Below are 23,207 nucleotides of genomic sequence, written 5' to 3'. Positions count from 1 at the left end.
CTTCGTATTCCCATGAAAGGACTGGCATGGCCGCTTCGCTGAGCCTGTTGCAGGCACGGCGGATTGCATTGGCGGCCCAAGGACTGGACAAGGAACGGCCCACCGGCCCCGTGACTTCACGGGCGGTGGGCCGCACCTTTGCCCGCCTCCAGGTGGTGCAGATCGACTCCGTCAATGTCCTCTCCCGCAGTCACTACCTTCCGTTCTTCTCGCGGCTTGGCAATTACGACCGAAGCATCCTTCACGCCATGGCCGGGCGAAGTCCCCGGCGCATGATGGAGTATTGGGCACACGAGGCCAGCTTCATCCGCCCGGAACACTTTCAGGATCTGCTTCTTTGGCAAAACCGTGCCTGGGTGGGCGCGGCCCACCTGGAACGCGGAATCCGGGAGGACATGGCCAGCCGGATCCTGGGCGCGCTCGCCTCAGGGCGCCCCATGACTGCCGCGCAATTGACCGCGCACCTGGGGCACCAGGAAGATCGGCAGCACGATAACTGGGGTTGGAACTGGAACCTCGTCAAAAGGGTTTTGGAGTACCTGTTTGAAGAAGGACTCGTGACGGCTGCGTCCAGGACGGAGCAGTTCGAGCGCCGGTACACGCTGACGTCGAGGGTTCTTCCTCCGGGGCTGCCTGGAGTCGCTGCCCGCGCGGGATCGCTCCCGGACGGGGACTCCGATCTGTCGGTAGCGGCCATGGACCGGCTGATCGACGCCGCAGCCCAGGCCCACGGCATCGGAACAATCCGTTGCTTCGCCGATTATTTCAGGACTCCGGTGAAGGCCGCTGCGGCATCGATCGACAGGCTTGTTGCCACCGGGCGCCTGGAGCCGGTCACCGTGCGTGGCTGGGACCGGGCCTTGTACCGGCATGTGGACGCCAGGCTGCCGCGGGCGGCCACGGGCCGCGCACTGCTCAGCCCGTTCGATTCACTCGTCTTTGAGCGCAGAAGGCTCGAGGAACTGTTCGGCTTCCATTACCGGATCGAGATCTACACGCCTGCGGAGAAGCGCAAGTTCGGTTACTACGTGCTGCCCTTCCTCCTCCGCGACGCCGTGGTCGCACGCGTGGATCTCAAGGCGGACCGCGCGGCGAAGCAGCTTCTGGTGCGTGCCGCCCATGCGGAGCCGGACGCTCCGGCGGACACCGCCGTCGAGCTTTCCGCTGAGCTGCGCCTGATGGCCGAGTGGCTGGGCCTCGACGACGTCGTCGTGTCCCCGATGGGCGATCTCTCGCCGGCGCTCGCCTCGGAACTGGCCCGCGGCTGAGATCCGGAGGGGCCGGCAGCGGCCTTGCGGGCGTTTGCGCTCCGCTCTCAGGGAAACGGGGCCGCGTGGCGCTGGTCTCTCCCGTAGACTGAAACCGCCAGAATTCGGCAGCTTGAGACTGGGAGCAACTTTACGTGGCATCACTTATCGAAAAACTTCTCCGCACGGGTGACAAAAAAACCCTGAGGCAACTGCGGACCTATGCCGATTCCATCAACGCCCTCGAAGACTCTTTCAAGACCTTCTCAGACGCCGAATTGCGCGAGGAGACGGACAGGCTGCGCGCCCGTCACGAGGACGGCGAGCAGCTGGACGATCTCCTGCCGGAGGCTTTCGCGGCCGTGCGTGAGGCTTCCTCCCGCACCCTGGGCATGCGCCACTTCGATGTCCAGCTCATGGGCGGCGCCGCTCTTCACCTCGGCAATATCGCCGAAATGAAGACCGGTGAAGGAAAGACCCTCGTGGCCACGGCTCCGGCTTTCCTCAATGCGCTGACCGGCAAAGGCGTGCACGTCGTCACAGTCAACGACTACCTCGCCGAATACCAGTCCGAACTCATGGGCCGCGTCTACCGGTTCCTTGGCCTCAGCAGCGGTTGCATCCTGTCCAACCAGGATCCCGAAGTGCGCCGTCAGATGTACGCGGCGGACATCACCTATGGCACGAACAACGAATTCGGCTTCGACTACTTGCGCGACAACATGGCGTGGGACAAATCGGAGCTTGTGCAGCGCGGCCACCACTTCGCGATTGTCGACGAAGTAGACTCCATCCTCATCGACGAGGCCCGTACGCCGCTCATTATTTCCGGTCCGGCCCAGGGTGACACCAACCGCTGGTACAGCGAATTCGCCAAGGTCGTGCAGCGTCTCCAGGCTGAAACCGACTATGAGGTCGACGAAAAGAAGCGCACTGTCGGCGTTCTCGAAGCCGGCATCGAGAAGGTCGAGGACTACCTCGGCATCCAGAACCTCTACGAATCCGCCAACACTCCGCTCATTGGGTTCTTGAACAATGCCATCAAGGCCAAAGAGCTCTTCAAGCGGGACAAGGACTACGTCATCCTGGACGGCGAAGTCCTCATTGTCGACGAACACACCGGGCGCATCCTTGCCGGACGGCGTTACAACGAAGGCATGCACCAGGCGATCGAAGCCAAGGAAAACGTCGAGATCAAGGCCGAGAACCAGACTCTCGCCACGGTGACCCTGCAGAACTACTTCCGCATGTACTCCAAGCTCTCGGGCATGACCGGCACAGCCGAAACCGAAGCCGCGGAGTTCATGAGCACGTACAAGCTTGGCGTGGTGCCTATTCCCACCAACCGGGACATGCAGCGCATCGACCAGTCGGACCTCGTGTACAAGAACGAAATCGTGAAGTTCGAAGCTGTGGTGAAGGACATCGCGGAACGGCACGAAAAGGGCCAACCCGTGCTCGTCGGCACCACGAGCGTGGAGAAAAGCGAATACCTTGCCAAGCTGTTGGCCAAGGACGGCATCCGGCACGAGGTCCTGAACGCGAAGAACCACGCGCGGGAAGCCGCGATTGTCGCGCAAGCGGGACGCAAGGGCGCCGTCACGGTAGCCACCAATATGGCCGGCCGTGGTACGGACATCATGCTGGGCGGCAACGCCGAGTTCACGGCCATCGCCGAACTGGCAAAGCGCGGCCTGGACCCTGAAGAAAACTCCGAGGAGTACGAGGCCGCGTGGCCGGAAGCACTCGAAGCGGCCAAGCAGGCAGTCAAGGACGAGCATGAGGAAGTGCTTGAACTTGGCGGGCTGTATGTCCTAGGCACGGAACGCCACGAATCCCGTCGAATCGACAACCAGCTCCGTGGCCGCTCCGGGCGTCAGGGTGACCCGGGGGAGTCCCGCTTCTACCTCTCGCTGACCGATGATCTGATGAGGCTCTTCAACTCCGGTGCGGCCGAGCGCCTGATGAACAGCTCGGTGCCGGACGACGTTGCCCTCGAATCCAAGCTCGTGTCCCGTGCAATTGCGTCGGCCCAGGGCCAGGTTGAAGGGCGCAACGCCGAGCAGCGAAAGAACGTCCTCAAGTACGACGACGTCCTGAACCGCCAGCGCGAAGCCATTTACGGCGACCGCAGGCGGATCCTGGAGGGCGACGACCTGCACGAGAAGGTCCAGTTCTTCCTGGAGGACACCATCAACGCCCTGATCGATGCCGCCACGGCAGAGGGAACCGGCGATGATTGGGACTTCCACCAACTCTGGACCAATCTCAAGACGCTGTACCCGGTAACCGTTACCGCCCAGGAGATTATTGACGAAGCCGGCGGCAAGGCCCGCGCCTCCGTTGAATTCCTCAAAAACGAGATTCTTTCGGACGCGCAGCTCGTTTACAAGGAGCGGGAAGAAGCCATCGGCGCCGAGAACATGCGCGAGCTCGAGCGCAGGGTTGTCCTCTCGGTCCTTGGACGCAAGTGGCAGGAACACCTCTATGAGATGGACTACCTCAAAGAGGGCATCGGCCTGCGCGCCATGGCCCAAAGGGATCCGCTGGTCGAGTACCAGCGTGAGGGATTCACGATGTTCCAGAGCATGATGGAGGCCATCCGCGAGGAGAGCGTCGGTTTCCTCTTCAACCTGGAAGTGGAAGTAACGCCCGCCGAAGACGTGGTGGTGGTGGACGGCAGCCCCGAAGGCGGTCACGTCGAACATCACGATCCGCAGATCCGCGCGGCCGGCCTCGAAGCCCCGGAGAAGCCTGTCCAGCTGCAGTACACAGCACCTGGAGAGGACGGCGCGAGCCAGACCCGCGTTGAGGGGCGGACCTCGGGACGCTCAGGCAACCCGGCCAAAGCCGCCGCCGATGACAAGCAGCGTGGATCCAACAAGAGGAAGCGCCGCTAACACTGCAGCGAAAACGGAGAGGGACCAGACCACCAGTTCTGGTCCCTCTCCGTTTGCTGCTTTGAACCCCGCCGTCAGCCGATTTCGAGGGCGGTGACCTTCCACGCGCCGTTGTTCCCTTCAAGCCTCATGGCTACGGCGCGGGAGCGGAGCTCTTCGGAGACGACCACGCTGGCCTCATACACTCCGTCCGTCACCGCGCAGAGGTGCACGGAGCGGACCATCGGACTTCGGTGAAGCCTGGATTGCCCGCCCTGGGCACTCGCGGCATGGGCCCTGGTCAGTGCGGCCCTATGCTGCAGTGCGGCGAGGCAGCCCGGATCCAGGGTCCGTGAGAGCTGTTGCACCGGCCGGGTACCGGCAAGGACTTCGACCGCAGCTTGGGCGATGGTACGGGCCAGTGCACGGATTTCCCCGTCGAGGCCAAGGAGCCGAGCTGGTTTACCGGTAGACGATGGCCCCTTATCGGAAGGCCCGCCCACCCCGGCCTTGGCGCGAGGCGAAACCACTGTTGAACGGGAGGCGATGGGTGGCGAAGCTGCCAGTCGGTCTGCATGGGGCGCGGTGTAGATGGCTGGTGATGCACTCATGGGCTTCCTCGGTTGCGAATCGCTGGTCGGCGGCGGATGGCGGTGGATCGGCTGGTGGCTACCCAGGTGGTGGTTGCAGGATCTGGCCCGGGATAAGGAGACCAGGGTCGTCTCCGATGACGTTCCGGTTTGTGGCGTACCATTTCGGCCAGTGGAGGGCAATGTCGACGTCGCTGGCCATGGGGCCGAGCTGCCGGGCGGCAATGGACCACAATGAATCTCCCCGCTTCACCACCACTTCGCCTCGCTCCGGTGAGGCATGCTGTTCGGCTGCCCGCTGTGGCCTGGTTCCCAGAAGCCCCGGGTCGGCGACGGGTGGCCGGGGCTGCCAATGCGGGTCGATCTCGGATGATCCGGACTCACTCAAGGGAACGGCTGAGGGATGGCGAGAGAGGCCGCGGCCGGGCATCCATTGGGCAGAGATGCTGCTGGACGTCGCTGAGTCGTGGGTCGGGCTCCAGGCCGGTTCGAGCTGTTCCGTTGGCGACGCGCTCGCCAACGTAATCCCCGAGAGATTCAGGCCCAGAATCGCAACAGCCAGTCTGCGCATGAAAGCCGGGCTGAGTTTGGCGGCGGCGCCCGCGCAACGATCCTTGCCTGATTGCCGGAGGAGCGCGGCGGCCACTGCCAGAAGGAACGTCGCGATCCACCAGGCCCCGATTCCCAGTCCAGCGGCAATTGCGATAAATCCCAGGAGATCGTCGAACATGGGTGCCTGGAGTCGTTCCGCCGCGGAGTGCCACCGGTCTATCAAGATCAAGCCGGCGACAGCGAGCAAAAGAGAGAGCGCCAGGATGGTCACTGCCATTGCAACGTCGTTCCGAAGGAGTCTTTTGCTCTGTTCCATGGGTTCCCCTTACCCAGTTGATGTTATTTGATGCACTTTGATAGCGATTGATTTATTTTGACCACAATAAGTGAATTTTGTCTAGGATTTGCTTGACTGTGAAGAAGGATTGACCACGGGGGAGTGCCCGCTTACGCTGACGCAATGCGTTGGGATGCTCTGTTTGACGACAAAGGTCCTTAGATACACTCGGTGCGACGATCCCGTCTGCAAGGGAATGGGATCTTGGGGCGTGGAAAGTTCTTCAGCTAGTCCTTGATCGTGCTTCCTGAACTGCGTGCCAAGATGCGGTTGCGGTCCATTCAAATACGGGCTCGCTTGCGTGGAAACCGGTCGCGTTAGCATCTCCCCAAAATTGTGAAAAAAGCTCGCTGGCATACACAGTTGTCCACTTTGAGCACGGCCAGTTGAAGCCTGTGGACGATGGCGTCCTACGGCGTCGGCAGGGGCTCCTGCCGTGGTGGTTGGAAGGTCCATCGAGAGCGCGGAAAAGCCTCTACGTAGTCGTACGCGAATGGCGGCCCAGAGGGCGTTAGGAGGTCAGTTGCGGCTTCCGAGGCCCGCTCTGTGTCCGACGGCACGCAGGGCTCATTGGGTGTAGCGTTCGTGCCTGAAACCGGTTGGGGTCCGTCCGCGCATACCCTAACATCAGACCTTCTACTAGTCTGAAGGGACAAGAATGGGGGCTGGAAGACAGGGACTGCCCCGGATTTCGTTGACTCTCGGGGTTTAGTGTTGTTAGGCGGCTTTGAGGCCGCTATGCATTGTCTCAAACTCGACCGGCGTTAGCCGTCCGAGGCGCCGCTGACGGCGTTTCCGGTGGTACGTCTTCTCGATCCAGGTCACGATGGCCAGGCGCAGATCCACCCTCGTGGACCATCGCTGGCGGTCCAGAACGTTCTTCTGCAGGAGCGAGAAAAACGATTCCATCGCGGCGTTGTCGGCACACGCGCCGACCCGTCCCATCGATCCTTTCAGCCCGTTGCCCTTCAGCGTCCCCACGAACGCGTTGGAGCGGAATTGGGATCCGCGGTCACTGTGGACCACGGTTCCTACCGGCTCCCTGAGTGCTATCGCGTTGTGGAGGGCCGAGACGGCCAGAGACGCTTTCATCCGGGAATCGATGGAGTAGCCCACGATCCGGTTGGAGTAGACGTCCTTGATGGCGCACAGGTAGAGCTTGCCCTCATCGGTCCGATGCTCGGTGATGTCCGTGAGCCAAAGCTCATCAGGCGCCGTCGCGGTGAAGTCCCGCCTGACGTGGTCGTCATGCACCGGCGGGCCGGCTTTGCGGGTCAGACCGCGCTTCTTGGCGAACACGGACCAGATCTGCTGGCTGCTGCACAGCCGCGCCACCCGGTTCTCCCCGGCGCTGAAACCCTGGTCTTCGAGCTCGTCGGCGATAAACCGGTACCCAAATGCAGGGTCGTCCCGATGGACGTCCACCGCTGCGTTGATCAGGTGCGCATCGGACCAGTCACGCTCCGTGACCGGCGCGGCCTTCCACGCGTAGAACGCCTGTTTAGAGAACCCCAGCACCCGGCAGGCCACCGCGACGGGAATCCCATCCGCGGCAAGGTCAAGGACCAGCGGAAACTTCATTTTGGGGGCAGCTCCCGGGCGAAGAACGCCGCTGCCCGGCGGAGGATCTCGTTCTCCTGCTCAAGCAGCCGGATACGCTTCCTGGCATCCCTGAGCTCCGCGGCTTCCTTCTCCGTCACACCGGGACGGGCGCCCTCCTGGATGTCGGCCTTCTTCAGCCAGTTGTGCAGGGTTGCTTCGGAAATCCCGAAGTCTTTAGCGATCTGGGAGATCGGGGCTTCGTGCTTCCGCGCCACGGCGACCACGTCGCGGCGGAACTCAACGGGGAAAGGCTTGGGCATGTGAACATCCTTGCTGCAAGGAGTAAATCCTCACAAGTCAGGAGTCAATCAAACCCGGGGCAGTCCCGACATGACCGAAGAAGCAGCATGTCAGTCGAATGAAGTTGCCGGCGCCGAACCAGCTGAATCAAACCGGCAGCGTAGGCCGGCGTGGCGCCCCTGGCTCCGAGGCGGGTTAACCAAGCTTGCGCGCGGCTGGCGCGTCGCGTTTCCCGCTGCCGGACCAGGTGATCCGGAGTTCGACACCGCAGCGGAACTCATAGAAAAGTACAAACACGAACGAGAGTTCGTCAAGGGAGGCGTCGTAATACTCCCCCTGTTGATGGTGCTCTGGGTCGCGCTGAACCTACTAATTCAGGCTGGCGGCGATGGCCCATTGGCTATAGTCATCGCGTCTCAGATTCCCGTAGGATCTCTGGCTCTGATTGCAGCCATTAACCTTCTTAGTGTCGTCCTTATTGGCCTTGTCATGGTGATACCAAGTGTCGCTGGCGATGATTCTTACGGCATTCATGTACGTGCCGCTTTACGGCGCTTCTACGTGCCTCTTGTCGCCGTCATGCTACTGGTCTATGCAGTCGTGTTTGCGCTGGGTGTGCTGGTCGCGACTTACGTATTATGGCGATTGCAAAAGGACCGTTCGAAGAAGGCAGCACAGCCTATTCCCTTCGCGGACTGGATCGCCAAGAACGACAAACCCAGGGATGCCGTTCTCGCGAGACTATGGGAGCAGGCGCGAGCCGCGCGCGCCCAGGCGAGGGACGAGTCAGCATTCGCGAGTTCGCCGGAGTCTCAAGGTTTCCACGAACAAGTCACTGCTCGCTATCAAGCAATAGCTTCCGCATCCCGGAAGAACATATACAACGCAATTTTTGCCGTCTTCATGGGAGGGCTGGCAGTGTTCGGCATGCAGCTCGTCACGACGCCCATGAGGTTCGGCCACCTTGAGTCACTGCACCTTTCTGATGGCCGCACCCTCATCGGTTACGTGTTGTCGCAGGATGGCCGTAACTTACTTATCACGGACCCTGCAAAGGGCTTGTATCAATATGCATCGTCTGACCAGATTGTGTCTCGGGCCTTCTGTTCAACGCCGGCATCTGTGGCGACTTTCAAAATCGTAGACTTCAGTCGTCGATTGGATGGCGTGGATTGCGCTCCACAATGACTTGGCGGCGAGCGCGAACTTGGATCCTCTGGCCTCCGGGCATTCGACTCCAGAAATCAAGCCTCCAGGAGCAGGACGCTGCGTTTGATGGTTTCAGGAACTGAGAAAGATCTCATTGTTCCCCGTTGCTGAGCCATTTTCTGATGGCCGGTTGACTTGCCGACTCAGGACCAACCTCTTAAGGAGAGTGGCGCGAGTTCGCTGATTCGTCCTCAGGGCGTTCGGAAATCTGCCAGTGTGGCAGGGCTTCGCCGCGCCGCGAATGCGGTTGCGGCTATTCTCAATCCGTTCCCCGCATTTCTGCGTCGCAGTGCGCTGGCTCCGTGACAGATTCTGCAAAAAAATACTCAGCATACACGGTTGTCAACTGCGGCTGTATGACTTCGGCGGCGACCTTCCCAAGGCTCGGAGTCTCAGGGACATATGATCTAGGTGCTGGCTTCGAGCCGGTTTTCTACTGCCTGACTGCCGCTGGGGGCTCCTGAGTCGACTACTTTTGATCAGCTTCTCGATTCCTACCGCGATCTTGCGGATTCGGAACGGATGAAGGGTAACTACTTCGAACAGCTGATCGAGCAATATCTGGAGCATGACCGTGTCCAGGCTCCCCAGTACACGAATGTCTGGCTGTGGCGAGACTGGCCGGGCCGGGACGGCAAGCCGGACACCGGCATCGACCTTGTTGCAGAACGTGCCGACGGCGGCATTACCGCAATCCAGTGCAAGTTCTACTCCGAGAACCACACCATGCAGAAGCATGACATCGACTCGTTCATTTCAGCCTCGGGCAGGGAACCGTTCACGCACCGGCTCATAGTGTCCACCACCTCAAACTGGACCAAGAACGCCGAGGAGATGCTGGACAGCCAGAAACTGCCCATTCAGCGCATCGGCCTCTCAGACTTCCGCCACTCCAACATCGACTGGTCCACCTACGAGCTCACGGACCCGTCTAAGGCCCCCAAACTGCACGAGAAGAAGCAGTTGCGACCGCACCAGCATGACGCCGTCACAGCCACCATGATGGGCTTCATGGACAACGACCGTGGGAAGCTGATCATGGCTTGCGGCACCGGGAAGACCTTCAAAGCGCTCAAGGTCGCTGAGCGGTTCGAGGAGCAGGAGGGGCACGCCCGCATACTCTTCTTGGTCCCGTCGCCTGGCGCTCATGTCTCACTTAAGGAATGGGCTCATGTCTCACTTAAGGAATGGTCAGATGAGACCGAGCAGCCGATGCATGCCTACGCTGTCTGTTCCGATGTCAAAGTTGGCCGGCAGAAGAACTCTGACCTGACGGATGTGGCGATCCATGACCTATAGATCCCGGCCACAACGGACGGGAGGGCCGGGGGCGGCGTCCCGAGCCCACTGTGGTGTCTTGTTCCTTGATGAGGCCCGCGCTGTGCCTTCAATGACGCGTGCGTGGCCTGTCAGAGTCAACTGACAGAATTGACCCTATGACTCCTGACGACTGGGCTGCACTAGCTAAGAAACTCATCGACGCCGTTGAATCGCCAAACTGGGCTGAACAGGGTGGCTTCTGGCTATCCGCTGTGACGCTCATAATAGCCGGTGCTGCTGCATGGGTCGGGCTTTATCAATTGGGAGAGGCTAAGCAGTCACGAGTCCAGACCCGCCAGCTAGAGCGTGAGAGGTCTCAGCCTTATGTCGTCGCCTTCATGACGGAATCCGGTATCGGTCCTGAAGCTCTCGATCTAGTGGTTCGCAACTACGGACAGACCGCCGCTTCAAATGTGCGCATGGTCTTCGAGCCGAAGCTAACGCGAGCTTATATGGAAGGCGACGTATTCATTCCAGAGATACCGTTCCTTGCCCCTGGGCAAGAGTGGCGCACCCTCTTTGATTTCGGTCGTCAGCGTGTAGCCAACAATGACTTCCCATTGAGGTATGACGGAACCGTCTATTACGAAGGGCTTGACGGCGACAAGCGCGAATCACCTTGCGTCCTGGACTGGGGAGCGTACAAAGACAAGACATGGGTTAAGGTCCACGGGATCAACGATCTCGCCATGGCGGTGGGTGAGATGCGTGACCAGGTGAAGAACTGGACTGAAGGCATCAACGACGGTATGAGCGTCGTCGTCAGAAGCGGCGACAAGAAGGATCGGGAGAAACAGGCGTGGTTCGAAGAGATGCAGAGGGAAGCCAAGACTGACGACTCAAACCCATCTCGCCGTGCGTCTGGTGAGGTCTAAACTCCAGCTATGACGAATGAGTTCACCGCCGAAGCTAAAAAGCTGACCGATGTCTGCGGCACCCTCTTCGGGGATGAGTCGCGCTGGATCACTGCCAGAGGATATCCGGACAGCTTGGCCCTCTGCATAGTCGACTCGTTATGGTCGACGGGTCCGTCATATCAAAGTGTTCAAAACGTCGTTTCGAAGTATCGCGCCTATCGGACAGCCGAAGACGGTGACGCCTGGACTGACGGCACGAAAGAACTCCTCAAAACCTTTGGCAACGTCGGTGGGAGTGTAGGTTTTGCCGGCATGGTGAATAACCGCAAGCCAGCGCACACTCACAAAGGCGCACCCCTCAAGGCCGAGGTCGTCAACGAGGCAGCCGTTGCGCTGGAGAATATCGGGATATTCACGATGGCAGATGTTCGCGCAGAGTATGCTCGCGACGAATTTCTCACCCGGATTGAGGACACCTGGCTAGATCTGACCAGCCAATCGTCAGGGGTCACCTTCAACTACTTTGTCGTCCTAGCCGGATACCAATCCGTGAAGCCGGACAGGATGGTTTACCGGTTCATCGAAAAGCACACGGGCCTCACCAAGCGACAGCTCGGTACTAGAAAGGCGACAGAGCTGATCATGCGAGTTGCCGACGCGTACCCGACGCAGGCTAGAAAGCTTGATCACATCATCTGGCGTCACGAGTCAGGTCGCGAGATCTTCAGGGCGGACGAGCTGAACTAGGACGTTGGTACTCTTGCCTGAGTATTCATTCGGGGCAGGGGAGTGGCGTTGAAGGTCTTTATTAGCTGGTCAGGCCAGAGGAGTCTTGCGGTCGCCAAGGAGCTTGATGCATGGCTCCCTCAGGTGATTAACGCGGTCGAGCCGTGGATGAGTGCAAAAAGCATCGAGGCTGGCAAGCTTTCAATTCCACAGATCACCGAAGCGCTGAGTGTCACCAGGTTTGGGATCATCTGTGTTACCCCTGAGAATCAGCACAAGCCTTGGTTGCAGTTTGAGGCCGGGGCTTTGTCTAAAGCAACTGATGGTGTTGTGGGGCATGCGATCCCGCTTCTAATCGGGTTCGACAAGATGGAAGAGCTTGAACTTCCTTTGGGTCACTTCCAAGCCCATATGACGTCCAAGGATGATCTGTGGAACATCGTGATGACGATGAACGCCGCACTTGATGAGGGAGGGCGCTCTGAGACGTCTCTCAAAACAGCGTTCGACAAGTGGTGGCCAGACCTAGAAAAGATGCTGATCCAGGTTACGAATCAGCCTGTAGAGGAGGCTGTTGCCCGCAGACCACCGGAAGCAATTATGGAAGAAGTGCTAGAAACAGTTCGCGGAATAGCGCGGACCGCAAGCTACAATTCTGCTCTAGTAACCACTCTTGTTGGTCCTGCGAAACTGGACACGACTACGCTGCGTGCATTGGACGGAATGGTCTACGAGATTGTTGGAGCTGACATCTCGGCGAACAATCCACAGGTCAATTATTCACCGGGATCGAGTGTCATCACAGTAGCGACTCAAGGGCAACTATCCAGCATATCCGTCGCTCGGATCAGGAGCATATTCGAAAACCTCCCGGTTCTGAAAGAGTATCGGGTGGGCTTTATGGATTTGAATGTGTCCGGTCTGGGTAAGTCAGATGGCTTCTATCAATCACAGCCATCTAGCGATTAGAGCTGCCACTGCGGTAAGAGACTTGCTCGCCGTGACCTTCAAAGTGACACAACTGTTCCTCGTGGAGTTGTCCAGGGAAGCGACGAGATCAAAAGGTTCATCATTCATTTGTTATTTTACCAAATTAGACATTGACTTTGAATAGCATTCCCTCATAATGACGGCAGAAGCGATTGCAATAGGCGATTGCTAGCACATTGCCCGAGGGGGAGCTCCCGTTGCCCAGCGGCGACGCAGTCGTCATCGATGGTTATGTCCGGAGGGACAACGTGATTGGTGCGATGCTGAGCAGTTGCCGGGGTTTCTACGAAGATACTGGGCTCTTCACGGTTCGTGGGGAAATAGATCCCTGGGATGAGCGTCATGCCGCCGTCCGGGCGGCACTTCTCAAGAGAATAACTGATTTGTAGTTGGCGGGGTTGCGATAGCCACGGGCGGTGCGCTTGATATTTTTTATGGCGGTGTTGTTGGCCTCTACCTTGCCTGTGGTGGCGCCGGTAATGATCAAGACCTCGATCTCTTTCCACCACCTGCAGACGGTGCGGTAGAGCCTGTTCGTCTCCGGCCGTGCCGCCTTCTTCACCAGTTCCTCAAGGTCGTTCTTCGCCGCCGTGGCGTCCTCCAGGGAGCCGGTGCGCAGCAAGACCCGCAGCTGTTCCTTGACCTTCCAGACCGCCTGCAGGGTGCCGGTCGGATCGTCGGCGGCGAACACTTCCTCCAGCCGGTGGGCTGCCTTCTGGGTGAGGGTGTCGCCGGCGCGCAGGAGAAGTGGTTGGGTCCCCGGGTAGGAGTCCAGTGTTTGTGTGAGTTTCGTGTCCGAGAATGGACGCAGGAGGAATTTCACGAATCATGGCACGCAGACACACCCCCGAGCAGGTCATCGCGAAGGTCCGGCAGGGCCAGAAGATGCTCAATGACGGACGCCCGATGGTCGAGGTCATCAAGGAGCTCCAGGTCACCGAGGCGACCTGGTACCGGTGGCTGAAGGAGTACGGTTCCGAGAAGAACGCCGAGGCCTCCAGGCGGACCAGAGAGCTGGAGAAGGAGAACGCCCGGCTCAAGCGGTTGCTGGCGGAGAAGGAACTGGCCATCGACATTCTCAATGAGGTGGCGAAGGGAAAATTCTGAGCCCCGAACCGCGCCGCCGTGCCGTGCGCATGGCGGTGGAGAAGTTCGGGGCGTCCGAACGCTTCGCCTGCGCGCTTCTGGGCCAGAACCGGTCCGCGTTCCGCAAGAAGAAACCCGACATGGGATTCGAGGAGGCGCAGCTGCGTGCGGACCTGAGGGCCGTGGCCGTGAAGCATCCCGCGTGGGGCTGGCGGAAGGCCCGCTGGCATCTGCTGGCCCAGCCGGCATGGGCTGGTGTGGCACTGAACAAGAAGCGGGTGCGCCGGCTCTGGCGTGACGAAGGGCTCACGTGCAAACCCAGGGCGAGGAAGAAGAGGCGCACCGGCCCCGGCGCCGGGGAACAGAAGCGTCTCACGGCCCAGTACCCGATGCACGTGGTCAGCTTCGATTTCCAGTCCGACGTGACCTCCTGCGGCCGACACATCCGGTTCTTCAATGTCATCGACGAATACACGCGCACGGCGCTGGCAGTCATTCCGCGCCGGTCCTTCAAGGCCGCCGACGTCATCGCGGTGCTGGAGGACATCATCGCCGAAACCGGCACCGCCCCGACGTACGTCCGCTGCGACAACGGGCCGGAATTCACCGCCGCAGCGCTGGTCGGCTGGTGCAACACCGCCGGGGTCGATACCGCGTTCATCGACCCCGGATCACCGTGGCAGAACGGCTTTATCGAGTCGTTCAACGCCCAGTTCAGAAGGGAACAACTCACCGGAGAAATCATGGACACCATGGCCGAGGCAAGGTATTTGGCCGAGGAATGGAAAGCTATCTACAATCATGAACGGCCCCACGGATCCCTGGATGGCATGACGCCGAATCGGTACTGGGAGAACTGGACGCAAGAAAACCAATTAGCTATCGCATAGACGCTGGACTGCTAACGGGGACCCAACCAGAAGCATCCGGTGCGCCCAGGCCTTGTCCACGGCCCTTCCCCGGCGGCCCTTGACCTGTTGGGAGAGGTTCTGCCGTGTCTCGGTGACGGCCTGGTTGGCCAGGGAGACCAGGTGGAAGTGATCCACGGCGACCGCGGTCCGGGGAAGCCACATCCGCAGCGCCTTGCGGAAGGCCGCGGAAGGGTCGATCGCGACGACCTGCACGGCCAGACGCCATGCCAGGGGCCGGGCGAAGAGCCATTCCCCGACGCCCTTGTGGTCCCGGCCGTCCACGACGCCCAGGACCTGGCCGGTGTCCAGGTCCACGATGGTTGTCATCCACGGCTCGAACCGCGTCCAGGCCTTGGATTCGGGGTCCTGGAAATAGCGCACGGACCGGAAACGGTGCTCATCGATGCCCAGCATTCTCGGGCTCAGCCGGTCCACATCAGGAAGGGTCAGGAAGCAGGCTTCGTTGAGCGCGACACGGACCATCCACCAGGACACCGCGAACGCGGCGGCAGTCTCCGAAACGGCCCGACCCGAACGGATGACCGCCTCCACGAGCTGGTCCCGGAGCCGGCCGGTGGAGCGGGCACGCCGCGGCACCTGGGGCGTGGATTCAAAGAACGAGAGCCGCTCGCACGCGGGTTCCTCGCAGTACCAGCGGTACTTGGACCAGAGGACCTCCACGGGTCCGGCGACGGGAATGTCCCGGATCCGCTGGAAGCGGCGTTCCTTCCGCCGTGACGCAACCACCCCGCACGTGGGGCAGCCCGGTGGCTGGTCGGTTTCGACAATGACTCTGCGGCCGCCATCGGGGCTCAGGCTGGTGGAGATGACGCGGTAGCCGGGCAGGTTGAAGATGCTGGTGGCAGCGTCAGCTGCGACCCCGGTAGGCTCGTTCAAGGCTCGTGGTCCTGTTCCAGGTTGAATGCTTAGACACACTCATCCCAGCAGGGCCACGGGCCCCCTTGTCTTCAACGACACGAACTCATTTCCCCACCAACCACGAAGAGCCAGATACTGCCATAAGCAAGGAAGACATCTTCTACTACGTATACGGTCTGCTGCACAGTCCCGCCTACAAGGAGCAGTACAAGGCCGACCTCGTGAAGATGCTGCCTCGCGTCACCAAGGTCAAGGACTTCTGGGGCTTCAGCACAGGAGGCCGCCAACTCGCTGGTCTGCACCTCAACTACGAGAGAGTCGAGCCTTACGCTTTGGAGGAGATCGTCAAGGTGGCGCCGACCGGCGACGAATACGATTTCCACCGGGTCAACAAGATGTCTTTCGGTGCCCGCAAGGACCGCTCGCGCATCATATTTAACCAGCACATCACCCTAGCCGGCAGTCCGGACGGTGCTTACGACTATCATGCCAACGGCAAGTCTGCGCTCGAATGGATCATCGACCGCTGTCAGGTCACCAACCATAAGGACTCGCAGATCATGAACGATCCCAATGACTATTGCCGCGAAGTCGGTGACCCTCGCTACATTCTCGACCTGATCAGACGGGTGGTGACGGTCTTGGTCGAAACCAACAGGATTGTGGCGAGCTTGCCTGCCTTGGAAATCGTCGAATGATAAGAAGGGGAGAAGATACTCGCGGCTTTCAACGTACCGCACTCCAGAAGGAGGCCGATGTTGACGATCCCTTCGTCACCATTCAGATGTTTCCGGTCTCAGGTAGACCCGACAGAGTCTTTGAAGCCACTGAGATGGAGTGGGACGCGGTGACGGGGGCCGCTAGGCAGTTCGCTCGCGAGATGGGTTATGCCTCCAACCCGCCTATCTTTGGTGACAGCGGAAAGGTTTGGCTGGTGACGGTCAAAGGGGTTCTGCGGACCTATTCACTCGTGTGTGGAGCTGCGGAGATTGACGTAACTGGTGACAGACCTCTGTTGACTTGGATGTGGGTCCACCCCAATTGACGAAGTCGAAAAATTGACCCGTCAAAGGACGCCGCCCGAGTCCTGTGGAACCGCCTGGGCGACGAATACGGAGAGCTCGATCTGGGGGAGCGCGTGTCTAAAGCGATGGATGGCCTTAGACGCAAAAATCAGACTTGATCCCTGAGCGTCCGGACGGAGCACGTCGATCGGCGCTGGGGTTGCATTCGAATCGATTGAATCTCAGAATACCTTGATTTATGCATTCGTCACTTAGAAAATGGGGCGTTGACCACTGTCGCATAAATGATGGTTTGTTGAGAACTCTGGCCTACTTCATTCGGTGGAAATTATTCGCCATTTGCAGACTATTTGACAATCTCACAACTCGTCTCTTAAGCTCTTTATAGTTAATGCTTTTTGAGACGAGAATGTGAGATAAATCGTGGCGGTCATTGGTTACGCAAGGGTGAGCACGCAGGAACAGAATCTTCAACTTCAGCTTGATGCATTGAATAGTGCTGGCGCCGTGAAGATCTTTCAAGACCAGGGCGTGAGTGGCTCAAAGGCGGATAGGCCGGGGCTCGGTAAGTTGCTCGATCACGTGCGGGAGGGCGACGAAGTTATTGTCTGGAAGTTGGATCGCATCGCCCGTAGCACGAGAAACCTATTGGACCTGGTCGACGAGTTCAAGGCGGCGGGCGTTACATTCCGTTCGGTGACCGACGGCATCAGTACGAGCGGCGCCATGGGTAAAGCGATGATCACGATCATGGGAGCACTGGCCGAGCTTGAGCGGGACCAAATAGTTGAGCGAACCAAGGCGGGATTGGCCTCTGCGAAGGAGCGAGGGCGCCTCGGAGGCCGGCCCCGCAAAGCAACGGACGCCAAGATGACCCTTTGCAGAACGATGTTCTCCGACGGCCACAGCGCGAATGAGATAGCCCAGGTACTTGGCCTAAGCAGGGCGACGGTCTATCGATACGTGCAGGTGTGAGTGTGGGGACAACAGTGGGCTGCGTTGAGGTTGGCGGTCAGTCGCGCGTGTTTGAACGAGCCGGTGCTGGGAATAACATCGCCCGACTCAGCCGCCGGCAGAGCCGTGTATCAAGCGTAAGTGATCCGAAAGGGCTCCTGGACGGTATTTGAGTCCCATCAGAAGAGTCGGATCTTTGCCGTTTCCTTGCAAGATTGCTTTCAGTTTCACCACGACGGGAATGGTCACGGCAACCAGGACGAACAGCGGAACACCGAAACGCAGCGAGGCCGGCAATCAACCATGCCCAAGGCCTGGAAGGCTGCTGAAACAGATATAGATCGCCGGCCCAGACAGATCGGTAGTGCAAGGCTTAGCCCTTATAGTTAGGGAATCCGCCAACCATCGCGGGGAGTCATCACCGCACCGCAGAACAATGAAATCGGGGAACATGAAGCGCTACCTCTCTGCCGTCTTGGCAATAACCCTTCTGTGCGGTCTCTCGGCTTGCGGGGGAGGAGTCCAACAAACGGCATCTTCGACGGAAAAATCCACGCCTTCGCCAAGCAAAACCGCAAATCCTGTCCCCGACGTAGCCGGAAAACCTTGGGATGTCGCATTCACCGCGTTGGTGACCAACGGATTCAACGTCGTCGTTATCGGTAAAGACGGAAAGAAATGGGTCACAGGCATTCCGAACCATACTGTAACGGTCGTTTCCCTCAAGCCTTCAGCGGGGCAGCTGTCAGATTCGGGCGACGTGGAGGCAACGGTGAACATGACCGAAGCCGAGTTTGCCGACGCTCGAAAGGCTGATGATAAAGCCGCCGCTGACAAGGCTGCGGCTGACAAAGCTGCGGCAGGCAAGGCGGCTGCTGACGCAGCTGCGGCTGCCAAGGCTGCGGCAGATAAGGCCGCTGCTGACGCAGCTGCGGCTGCCAAGGCTGCCGCAGATAAGGCCGCTGCTGACGCAGCTGCGGCTGGGACGGTCAGTCAGCAGAACGCTCTGCGGAAAGCTGCTCAATACCTCAATTACTCCGCCTTCTCGCGGACCGGTCTGATCAACCAACTGGAGTACGAGAAGTATTCGACCGAGGACGCGACTTGGGCCGTGGACCGTGTGACAGTCGACTGGAACGTGGAGGCAGCCCAAAAGGCCAAGGATTACCTGAAATATACCTCCTTCTCTCGCAGCGGGCTGGTCGACCAGCTGCTCTACGAGGGCTACACCCCGGAGCAGGCCGAATACGGAGTGAGTCAGACGGGTCTCTAGTCCGAAACCATAGCTGAGAACGAGGAAGCCCGCAGCGTCGGCTGCGGGCTTTCTCATTCGGCCAAGTTGTTTAGAGCGTGTTGCGCTGCTTGTTGTCCAAGCAGATGTCGCCTTGCCGGCAATGCCCCAGTATTTGCGGATCGACGAGAAGACGGGCGATTACTTCAGCCCTACCTGGTCGGCGGCGTACCCGGCCTGCGTATCGGTGAACTGGTTGCCGGCAGCGCTGGTTAGCTGGGCGATCAGGCTTTGGCGTGAGAAACCCATGCCTGAGGACATGTAGCCCTTCGCTGCCTTCACGGCCTCCGCATTCCAGTCCGCACCAGAGTTAGCGACGGCGGACTCAGCCTGCGGCGCCGTGAATTGGTTGCCAGCGCTTGCGGTGAGCTGCTTGGTAAGCGAAGCCTGGGAGAAGCCCATGCCTGAGTCGAGATAGCCTTTCGCCGCTTTGAGGGCCTGCCCATTCCAGTCTGCACCGGAGTGATCGACGGCCCACTGGGCGTCGGCCTGCGCGAATCCGTTGCCTGCACTTGCGGTGAGCTGCTTGGTAAGCGAAGCCTGCGAGAAGCCGATTCCTGAATCGAGGTAGCCCTTTGCTGCGGCCAAGGCCTGAAGCTGGGCAGCGGTCCCGCTTGGTGCAGCGGGGCCAGCGGCTTGTGTACTCGCCGCCGAGGTGGCCCCAGCGCTCGTCGCTGCGGTGTCCTTCTTACCGGAGTTAGCAGCAACCGAGCTGATGATGATGATGACCACAAGGATCAGGGGAAAAATGAATCTTTTCTTTTTGAACCAAGGACGCGAAGCCTTTCGGTAAGCCTTGTCCGCTGCGGCTTGGGCCTTGGCATTACTCTTGACACTCTTCTTGTCAATTTGAGTGTTGTTTTCCGTCATTGCTGATCCTGTCTAGATTGCTTCTTGAATGCGAGCAGAGGTCTTGTCCCTGAGAAAAAGACTCCTGGGCTGCACCCCAAGTTCATTTCGTATGACACGATCCCCCAACTAAGTCTTGACAATAGTGCCCGTTTTGGCGCCCGGCAAATATTTCGGGTCAGAGAGTTTCGTGTCGGAAGGGGGCTAACTTTCGAAGGAAATGCCGTTGATCTATCGGTTCCCTTCGGAGGCCCCGAATCTGCACGATTCTGAGGCTTCACGGTGGCGAGATCCGGGACTAAAGTCAGACGGAAGACATAACCGGATGCTCTGTGTTCCACACTGACAGGTGAGCAAACTGTGGCGCGCGTTTTGGGCGTGCGACCCTTATCCCGCCGAATGCTCGGTGTTCGTTTTGAAGGGCGACAGGTTCGCTCGCGAGGCCACCGTGGTCACGGATCGTGAAGATGTCGTGACCGAAAGGTGCGATATTCATTGCGGTCAGTTCGGTTGCCAGTCGGCGTACATGCTGGCCAGGAGTGGCTACCTCTGGAAGTGCGGTTAGCAGCTGCAAGTCCATGGCAATCGCTTGGCTCACCTGGCGATAGTGGCGGAGAAAAAGTGAATGCGTCCCGAATATCTCAATCATCAGAACTTCCCCGCCAATGCCGAAGGCGGCTCCACGCTGACCCTCCAACGGGCGCGGTAGTTCGTACCGTCGTGATGTGGGGACGCTGTTGCTGGCGTTCAGGAGGTCCACCAGGGAGCCGGTGGGGGATGAAGCGTTGACGCCTTGATGGCGAGAGACGCGCTCCCATATGCGCCCCTGGCGGTTACCAGACTGTGGACTGTGGAGCTCTGCTCTCACACTAAGTGGAGCACGCCGGGCGGCGCGGTTGTGGGACGTGTTGCCGCTGCCCCATCGCCCCCTTTCGACGCAGAAAGTTTCGACCTCACGGCTTTCTCCGGCGCCTAGGATGACGTCCCGCGCGCAGATCCGGTGTTGGTGCCCCCCTTCCAGGAGCTCGCCTTCCAGCAACAGCGCCGGCGTAATGCCGTGATTGCTGATGCTAAGCTTGCCCACCTGCGGGCCCGAAGCGAGTTCCGTTACCTCCAGATGGCTGCCGGTTCCGGTGCTGATGCCGAGCTGACCGCTCGCATTGGTCCAAACGGGGAAGAGGGTTAGGGAGCCGAGCTGCGTGCCGGCGCCGATGTGGAGCTGAGGTATTGTCATGTGCTGCCTTTCGCGGGAAGCGATGTTGTAAAAATTGCAAAATGTTAAGCGATGCAAATTTCATAATTCCTTTATCAAAAGATGATTAAGTGAATCTAATTTGCACCTAAACATTTATATCACCAAATAATGCAATTCGTCTTATTGAAATGCATTTAATTTATTGGCATTCTCTGAAATGTTTTATGTTCGCCGTTGCAAGTTTTGCAAAAATCGCGGGGCCTTCCGCCGGAGTTCCTGCACCTCCTGCGGGCCGAGCTTCAAGGCCGAGACGGTGAATGAGGGCGGAAGGGCCCGACTGGGGGGAGGCGTGAATCATCGATTCGCAGGTGGTCCCCGACGTTTCACACGACTCCATGGCAGGTGAATCCTGGGTATCCTGAAGATTGGACCTTCGGAGATTCAACCTATGGAGATTCAGGCGGAAGACCCTCCGTGTGTCCGGTGATTGGGAGCGACTGGGTGAGGATCGAGTATTGATTTGTCTCTTCGCCGACTCCTGTAGCGGAGTGGCAGCTAAGGGCTACGCAATAATCTGGATGGATCAGCTCCGGAAGCACGGAAGGCTACACGCGCTGGCCGGCGGCTTCCTGGAGGCGATGAAAATCTTGAGGATACAGGCGTTTTAGATCGGTGATTTTCCCCCAAGAGCCCCGATGCCAGAGGAAGCACACGAGGCGCTTTTTCCCACCGATGACCATCGGAAAGATGTTGTGCTCCGGATCGGGGTAGCCGTTCTCGCTCTCGACGGCAAAGTTGTCTTTGGTGGCCAGCGCTTCCGGATAAGCGGCCCGGAACGCCAATGCTGCCGGCTTCCCGACGACAACCAAGAGGCCCGCAGGGGCTGCTGAAAGAATCCTGTCCAAGTGGAGGCTGGCGCAATGCGCCGATGCCTCCGGCACGCCATGCTCCTTGTTTGATTTGCAATGGACAACCTCTGTCATGACGGCCTCGTCGTACCAGGTCACGTCATCACCCAGCAGGGCTTTGGTCTGCTTTTCGATCCAGCCCCAGTAAGGCTCCTTGGAGCCCCGGCTGCCGTCGACTTTGAGGTGCCTGCGGTCAATGACTCAGCCGTGGTCGGGGTTGAACCGGTTGACCATGAAATCGGCAATGGCGGTACATGCCTTGAAGCTCCGCTTCATCGACTCCGTCAGCGCGCTGCAACCGGCAACGCTGAGCGCAAGTTCTTCCAGATCAAACTGCTCGAAAGTATCCGAGTACTGCGAGCCCTTCGGAGAGCCGAAAACGCGTGGTCTAGGCTCGAAGCATGTCAGATCCTAACGCCGCCGAATGGCTGGGGGCTTGGTCAACACTGGGTGGGGCTGTTGGCACGGTGGGTGCGCTCCTGGTTGGTTCGATCACCCTGCGCAGGCAGATCAACGACCAGCATCGTCATCAGGCTTCCGGCGTCACGGTCAAGATAAGTGCGGTCCCCCTCATTGCTGGTATACAACAGCATATGGAAGTGGAGTTTCGTAACGACAGCGGGCTACCCGTATACAGGGTCATCCTAAAGGCCACTGGTTACGGCAATGCGATTAAGCTGCAAGAAATGCGAACAGTGGTACCGGCGGTTCACGATAAGTTCAGCTTCCAGTTTAAGGCAGATGCTGAGTATGGGGCTCATGCCGACTTCACAGACGCTGCCGGCGTCAGGTGGCGACGGTACTCTAATGGAGACCTAGAGGAGATAGGCGGCCCAATTCCATGGCGTCGAAGGCCAGTTACCTTTGTGAAGTCCCTGGGGTTCCGTAAAGGGTCCCGATGACCTCGACGGTGTCCGCCCAAATGATGGCCGAGCTTGGCATCATTCATTCTGAGGGAACCGACCGTATCCCGGCGGAGGCGCGCCTGTTTCGCTGCCGCGCCCCTGGTACTTGGACTCTTGGTACTAGCCAGACACACATGGAGCTAGGACGCCTGGAACCATTCGTCGGGAGAATCTGATGGTTCCCAGAATAGGTCCAATTGCGGCCCTTTGGCGGTGGGGTCGGCTTTCTCAGTCACGGTCTGGGGCCGCCCTTCCGACGGAACTATCTTAGAAGTCCGTTTGGCGAAGGTATCGATTGGCCCGCGCCGCCGCGTTGCATCGCTCATCCAGCTCCTCCGCCGTGTAGCTTGGGCCTCGGTAGGGTGAGTCCGTAATGTTGTTCATCTTTTCCTGATACCACTGCGCCATCTTGAACATCGGGATGCGCAGCTCGTCATCTGAGTATCCAGTGATCCAGGACCACGGCTCAGTCTTGCCGTCGTGGCTGTATTGTGGCAGCCACTCGGATTTGGGGAGTTCCGTGAATTTGTACATTTTCCGCTCCTGCGGTTCGTTGTGATAGGAGCGTCGCTACGTCGTTTGGTGTTTGATGCCGATTTTGTAAATCCTCGAATTCTAGGGGTTTTGGACTTTTGGACATTTATAGCAGGTAACT

At 59.3% G+C, this 23,207-nt stretch carries 20 protein-coding genes; 11 read left to right on the top strand and 9 right to left on the bottom strand.

Annotation, left to right across the window (positions count from 1 at the left end):
* Positions 1-26 precede the first annotated feature (26 nt).
* Complete coding sequence (locus OIT41_RS13875) at positions 27-1,268, top strand: winged helix-turn-helix domain-containing protein (protein WP_241709214.1); 1,242 nt, start codon at positions 27-29, stop codon at positions 1,266-1,268.
* Between the two features lie 134 nt (positions 1,269-1,402).
* Positions 1,403-4,147, top strand: a complete 2,745-nt coding sequence (secA, locus tag OIT41_RS13870; RefSeq protein ID WP_241709215.1) for a preprotein translocase subunit SecA — start codon at positions 1,403-1,405, stop codon at positions 4,145-4,147.
* Positions 4,148-4,221: 74 nt separating this feature from the next.
* Here secA and OIT41_RS13865 read toward each other — a convergent pair whose 3' ends face one another.
* The 3 genes from OIT41_RS13865 to OIT41_RS13855 all read right to left on the bottom strand — a co-directional run bounded on the left by OIT41_RS13865 (position 4,222) and on the right by OIT41_RS13855 (position 7,467).
* A complete protein-coding gene (locus OIT41_RS13865; protein WP_241709216.1) occupies positions 4,222-4,737 on the bottom strand; it encodes an Rv3235 family protein in 516 nt (171 codons plus the stop codon).
* Between the two features lie 58 nt (positions 4,738-4,795).
* On the bottom strand, positions 4,796-5,584 hold the full coding sequence (locus tag OIT41_RS13860) for a LysM peptidoglycan-binding domain-containing protein (RefSeq protein ID WP_241709217.1): 789 nt from the start codon (positions 5,582-5,584) through the stop codon (positions 4,796-4,798).
* A gap of 738 nt (positions 5,585-6,322) precedes the next feature.
* A protein-coding gene (locus OIT41_RS13855; RefSeq protein ID WP_264636635.1) for an IS3 family transposase occupies positions 6,323-7,467 on the bottom strand; the annotation gives its coding sequence in 2 pieces (ribosomal slippage) (positions 6,323-7,194 and positions 7,194-7,467; 1,146 coding nt in all).
* 70 nt (positions 7,468-7,537) lie between these two features.
* Between OIT41_RS13855 and OIT41_RS13850 the strand changes: the two genes are divergently transcribed.
* The 5 genes from OIT41_RS13850 (at position 7,538) to OIT41_RS13830 (ending at position 12,528) form a co-directional block, all read left to right on the top strand.
* Positions 7,538-8,635: a hypothetical protein gene (locus OIT41_RS13850; RefSeq protein ID WP_264636634.1), complete on the top strand. Its 1,098-nt coding sequence runs from the start codon at positions 7,538-7,540 to the stop codon at positions 8,633-8,635.
* Positions 8,636-9,178: 543 nt separating this feature from the next.
* Entirely contained in the window at positions 9,179-9,955 is a 777-nt protein-coding gene (locus OIT41_RS13845; protein ID WP_264636633.1) for a DEAD/DEAH box helicase family protein, read from the top strand.
* A 137-nt stretch (positions 9,956-10,092) separates the two neighbouring features.
* Entirely contained in the window at positions 10,093-10,851 is a 759-nt protein-coding gene (locus tag OIT41_RS13840) for a hypothetical protein (RefSeq protein ID WP_264636632.1), read from the top strand.
* Between the two features lie 9 nt (positions 10,852-10,860).
* Complete coding sequence (locus tag OIT41_RS13835; protein ID WP_264636631.1) at positions 10,861-11,580, top strand: hypothetical protein; 720 nt, start codon at positions 10,861-10,863, stop codon at positions 11,578-11,580.
* Positions 11,581-11,628: 48 nt separating this feature from the next.
* Positions 11,629-12,528 carry a TIR domain-containing protein gene (locus OIT41_RS13830; RefSeq protein ID WP_264636630.1) on the top strand — a complete coding sequence of 300 codons (900 nt, stop codon included), beginning with the start codon at positions 11,629-11,631 and terminating at the stop codon, positions 12,526-12,528.
* Between the two features lie 361 nt (positions 12,529-12,889).
* On the opposite strand, the gene OIT41_RS13825 is transcribed toward OIT41_RS13830, so the two are convergent.
* Entirely contained in the window at positions 12,890-13,372 is a 483-nt protein-coding gene (locus tag OIT41_RS13825; protein ID WP_264636629.1) for a transposase, read from the bottom strand.
* A gap of 5 nt (positions 13,373-13,377) precedes the next feature.
* On the opposite strand from OIT41_RS13825, the gene OIT41_RS13820 reads away from it, so the two are divergent.
* Positions 13,378-14,525 (top strand): IS3 family transposase gene (locus OIT41_RS13820; protein WP_241711096.1). Its coding sequence is split into 2 segments (ribosomal slippage): positions 13,378-13,651 and positions 13,651-14,525, totalling 1,149 coding nucleotides; the frame shifts between segments, so codons are not numbered across the junction.
* Here OIT41_RS13820 and OIT41_RS13815 read toward each other — a convergent pair.
* Positions 14,511-15,443: a transposase gene (locus OIT41_RS13815; protein WP_264636628.1), complete on the bottom strand. Its 933-nt coding sequence runs from the start codon at positions 15,441-15,443 to the stop codon at positions 14,511-14,513. The genes OIT41_RS13820 and OIT41_RS13815 overlap by 15 nt on opposite strands.
* 65 nt (positions 15,444-15,508) lie before the next feature.
* Here OIT41_RS13815 and OIT41_RS13810 point away from each other — a divergent pair, with 65 nt between their 5' ends.
* The 3 genes from OIT41_RS13810 to OIT41_RS13800 all read left to right on the top strand — a co-directional run bounded on the left by OIT41_RS13810 (position 15,509) and on the right by OIT41_RS13800 (position 18,677).
* Positions 15,509-16,123, top strand: coding sequence for a type ISP restriction/modification enzyme (locus tag OIT41_RS13810; RefSeq protein ID WP_264636627.1), 615 nt, complete (start codon positions 15,509-15,511; stop codon positions 16,121-16,123).
* 774 nt (positions 16,124-16,897) lie between these two features.
* Positions 16,898-17,425, top strand: a complete 528-nt coding sequence (locus OIT41_RS13805) for a recombinase family protein (RefSeq protein ID WP_264636626.1) — start codon at positions 16,898-16,900, stop codon at positions 17,423-17,425.
* 430 nt (positions 17,426-17,855) lie between these two features.
* Complete coding sequence (locus OIT41_RS13800) at positions 17,856-18,677, top strand: Ltp family lipoprotein (RefSeq protein ID WP_264636625.1); 822 nt, start codon at positions 17,856-17,858, stop codon at positions 18,675-18,677.
* Positions 18,678-18,836: 159 nt separating this feature from the next.
* Here the strand turns inward: OIT41_RS13800 and OIT41_RS13795 are convergent, their stop codons facing one another.
* The 4 genes from OIT41_RS13795 to OIT41_RS13780 all read right to left on the bottom strand — a co-directional run bounded on the left by OIT41_RS13795 (position 18,837) and on the right by OIT41_RS13780 (position 23,086).
* Positions 18,837-19,565: an Ltp family lipoprotein gene (locus OIT41_RS13795; RefSeq protein WP_264636624.1), complete on the bottom strand. Its 729-nt coding sequence runs from the start codon at positions 19,563-19,565 to the stop codon at positions 18,837-18,839.
* A gap of 283 nt (positions 19,566-19,848) precedes the next feature.
* Positions 19,849-20,778, bottom strand: coding sequence for an ARPP-1 family domain-containing protein (locus tag OIT41_RS13790; protein WP_264636623.1), 930 nt, complete (start codon positions 20,776-20,778; stop codon positions 19,849-19,851).
* Between the two features lie 566 nt (positions 20,779-21,344).
* On the bottom strand, positions 21,345-21,746 hold the full coding sequence (locus tag OIT41_RS13785; protein ID WP_264636622.1) for a hypothetical protein: 402 nt from the start codon (positions 21,744-21,746) through the stop codon (positions 21,345-21,347).
* Positions 21,747-22,819: 1,073 nt separating this feature from the next.
* Positions 22,820-23,086, bottom strand: coding sequence for a hypothetical protein (locus OIT41_RS13780; RefSeq protein WP_264636621.1), 267 nt, complete (start codon positions 23,084-23,086; stop codon positions 22,820-22,822).
* Positions 23,087-23,207 lie beyond the last annotated feature (121 nt).

Origin of the sequence: Arthrobacter sp. YA7-1, from assembly GCF_025960325.1 — a bacterium.
Classification (GTDB): domain Bacteria; phylum Actinomycetota; class Actinomycetes; order Actinomycetales; family Micrococcaceae; genus Arthrobacter; species Arthrobacter bambusae_A.
This window is presented reverse-complemented; position numbering and strand designations above follow the sequence as displayed.

What these genes read in the sequence shown, in the direction of transcription:
- OIT41_RS13875 (WP_241709214.1), top strand. Translation starts at nt 27, where the DNA reads ATGGCCGCTTCGCTGAGCCTGTTGCAGGCACGGCGGATTGCATTGGCG.
- OIT41_RS13865 (WP_241709216.1), bottom strand. Translation starts at nt 4,737, where the DNA reads ATGAGTGCATCACCAGCCATCTACACCGCGCCCCATGCAGACCGACTG.
- OIT41_RS13860 (WP_241709217.1), bottom strand. Translation starts at nt 5,584, where the DNA reads ATGGAACAGAGCAAAAGACTCCTTCGGAACGACGTTGCAATGGCAGTG.
- OIT41_RS13850 (WP_264636634.1), top strand. Translation starts at nt 7,538, where the DNA reads ATGACCGAAGAAGCAGCATGTCAGTCGAATGAAGTTGCCGGCGCCGAA.
- OIT41_RS13845 (WP_264636633.1), top strand. Translation starts at nt 9,179, where the DNA reads ATGAAGGGTAACTACTTCGAACAGCTGATCGAGCAATATCTGGAGCAT.
- OIT41_RS13840 (WP_264636632.1), top strand. Translation starts at nt 10,093, where the DNA reads ATGACTCCTGACGACTGGGCTGCACTAGCTAAGAAACTCATCGACGCC.
- OIT41_RS13835 (WP_264636631.1), top strand. Translation starts at nt 10,861, where the DNA reads ATGACGAATGAGTTCACCGCCGAAGCTAAAAAGCTGACCGATGTCTGC.
- OIT41_RS13800 (WP_264636625.1), top strand. Translation starts at nt 17,856, where the DNA reads ATGAAGCGCTACCTCTCTGCCGTCTTGGCAATAACCCTTCTGTGCGGT.
- OIT41_RS13795 (WP_264636624.1), bottom strand. Translation starts at nt 19,565, where the DNA reads ATGACGGAAAACAACACTCAAATTGACAAGAAGAGTGTCAAGAGTAAT.
- OIT41_RS13790 (WP_264636623.1), bottom strand. Translation starts at nt 20,778, where the DNA reads ATGACAATACCTCAGCTCCACATCGGCGCCGGCACGCAGCTCGGCTCC.
- OIT41_RS13780 (WP_264636621.1), bottom strand. Translation starts at nt 23,086, where the DNA reads ATGTACAAATTCACGGAACTCCCCAAATCCGAGTGGCTGCCACAATAC.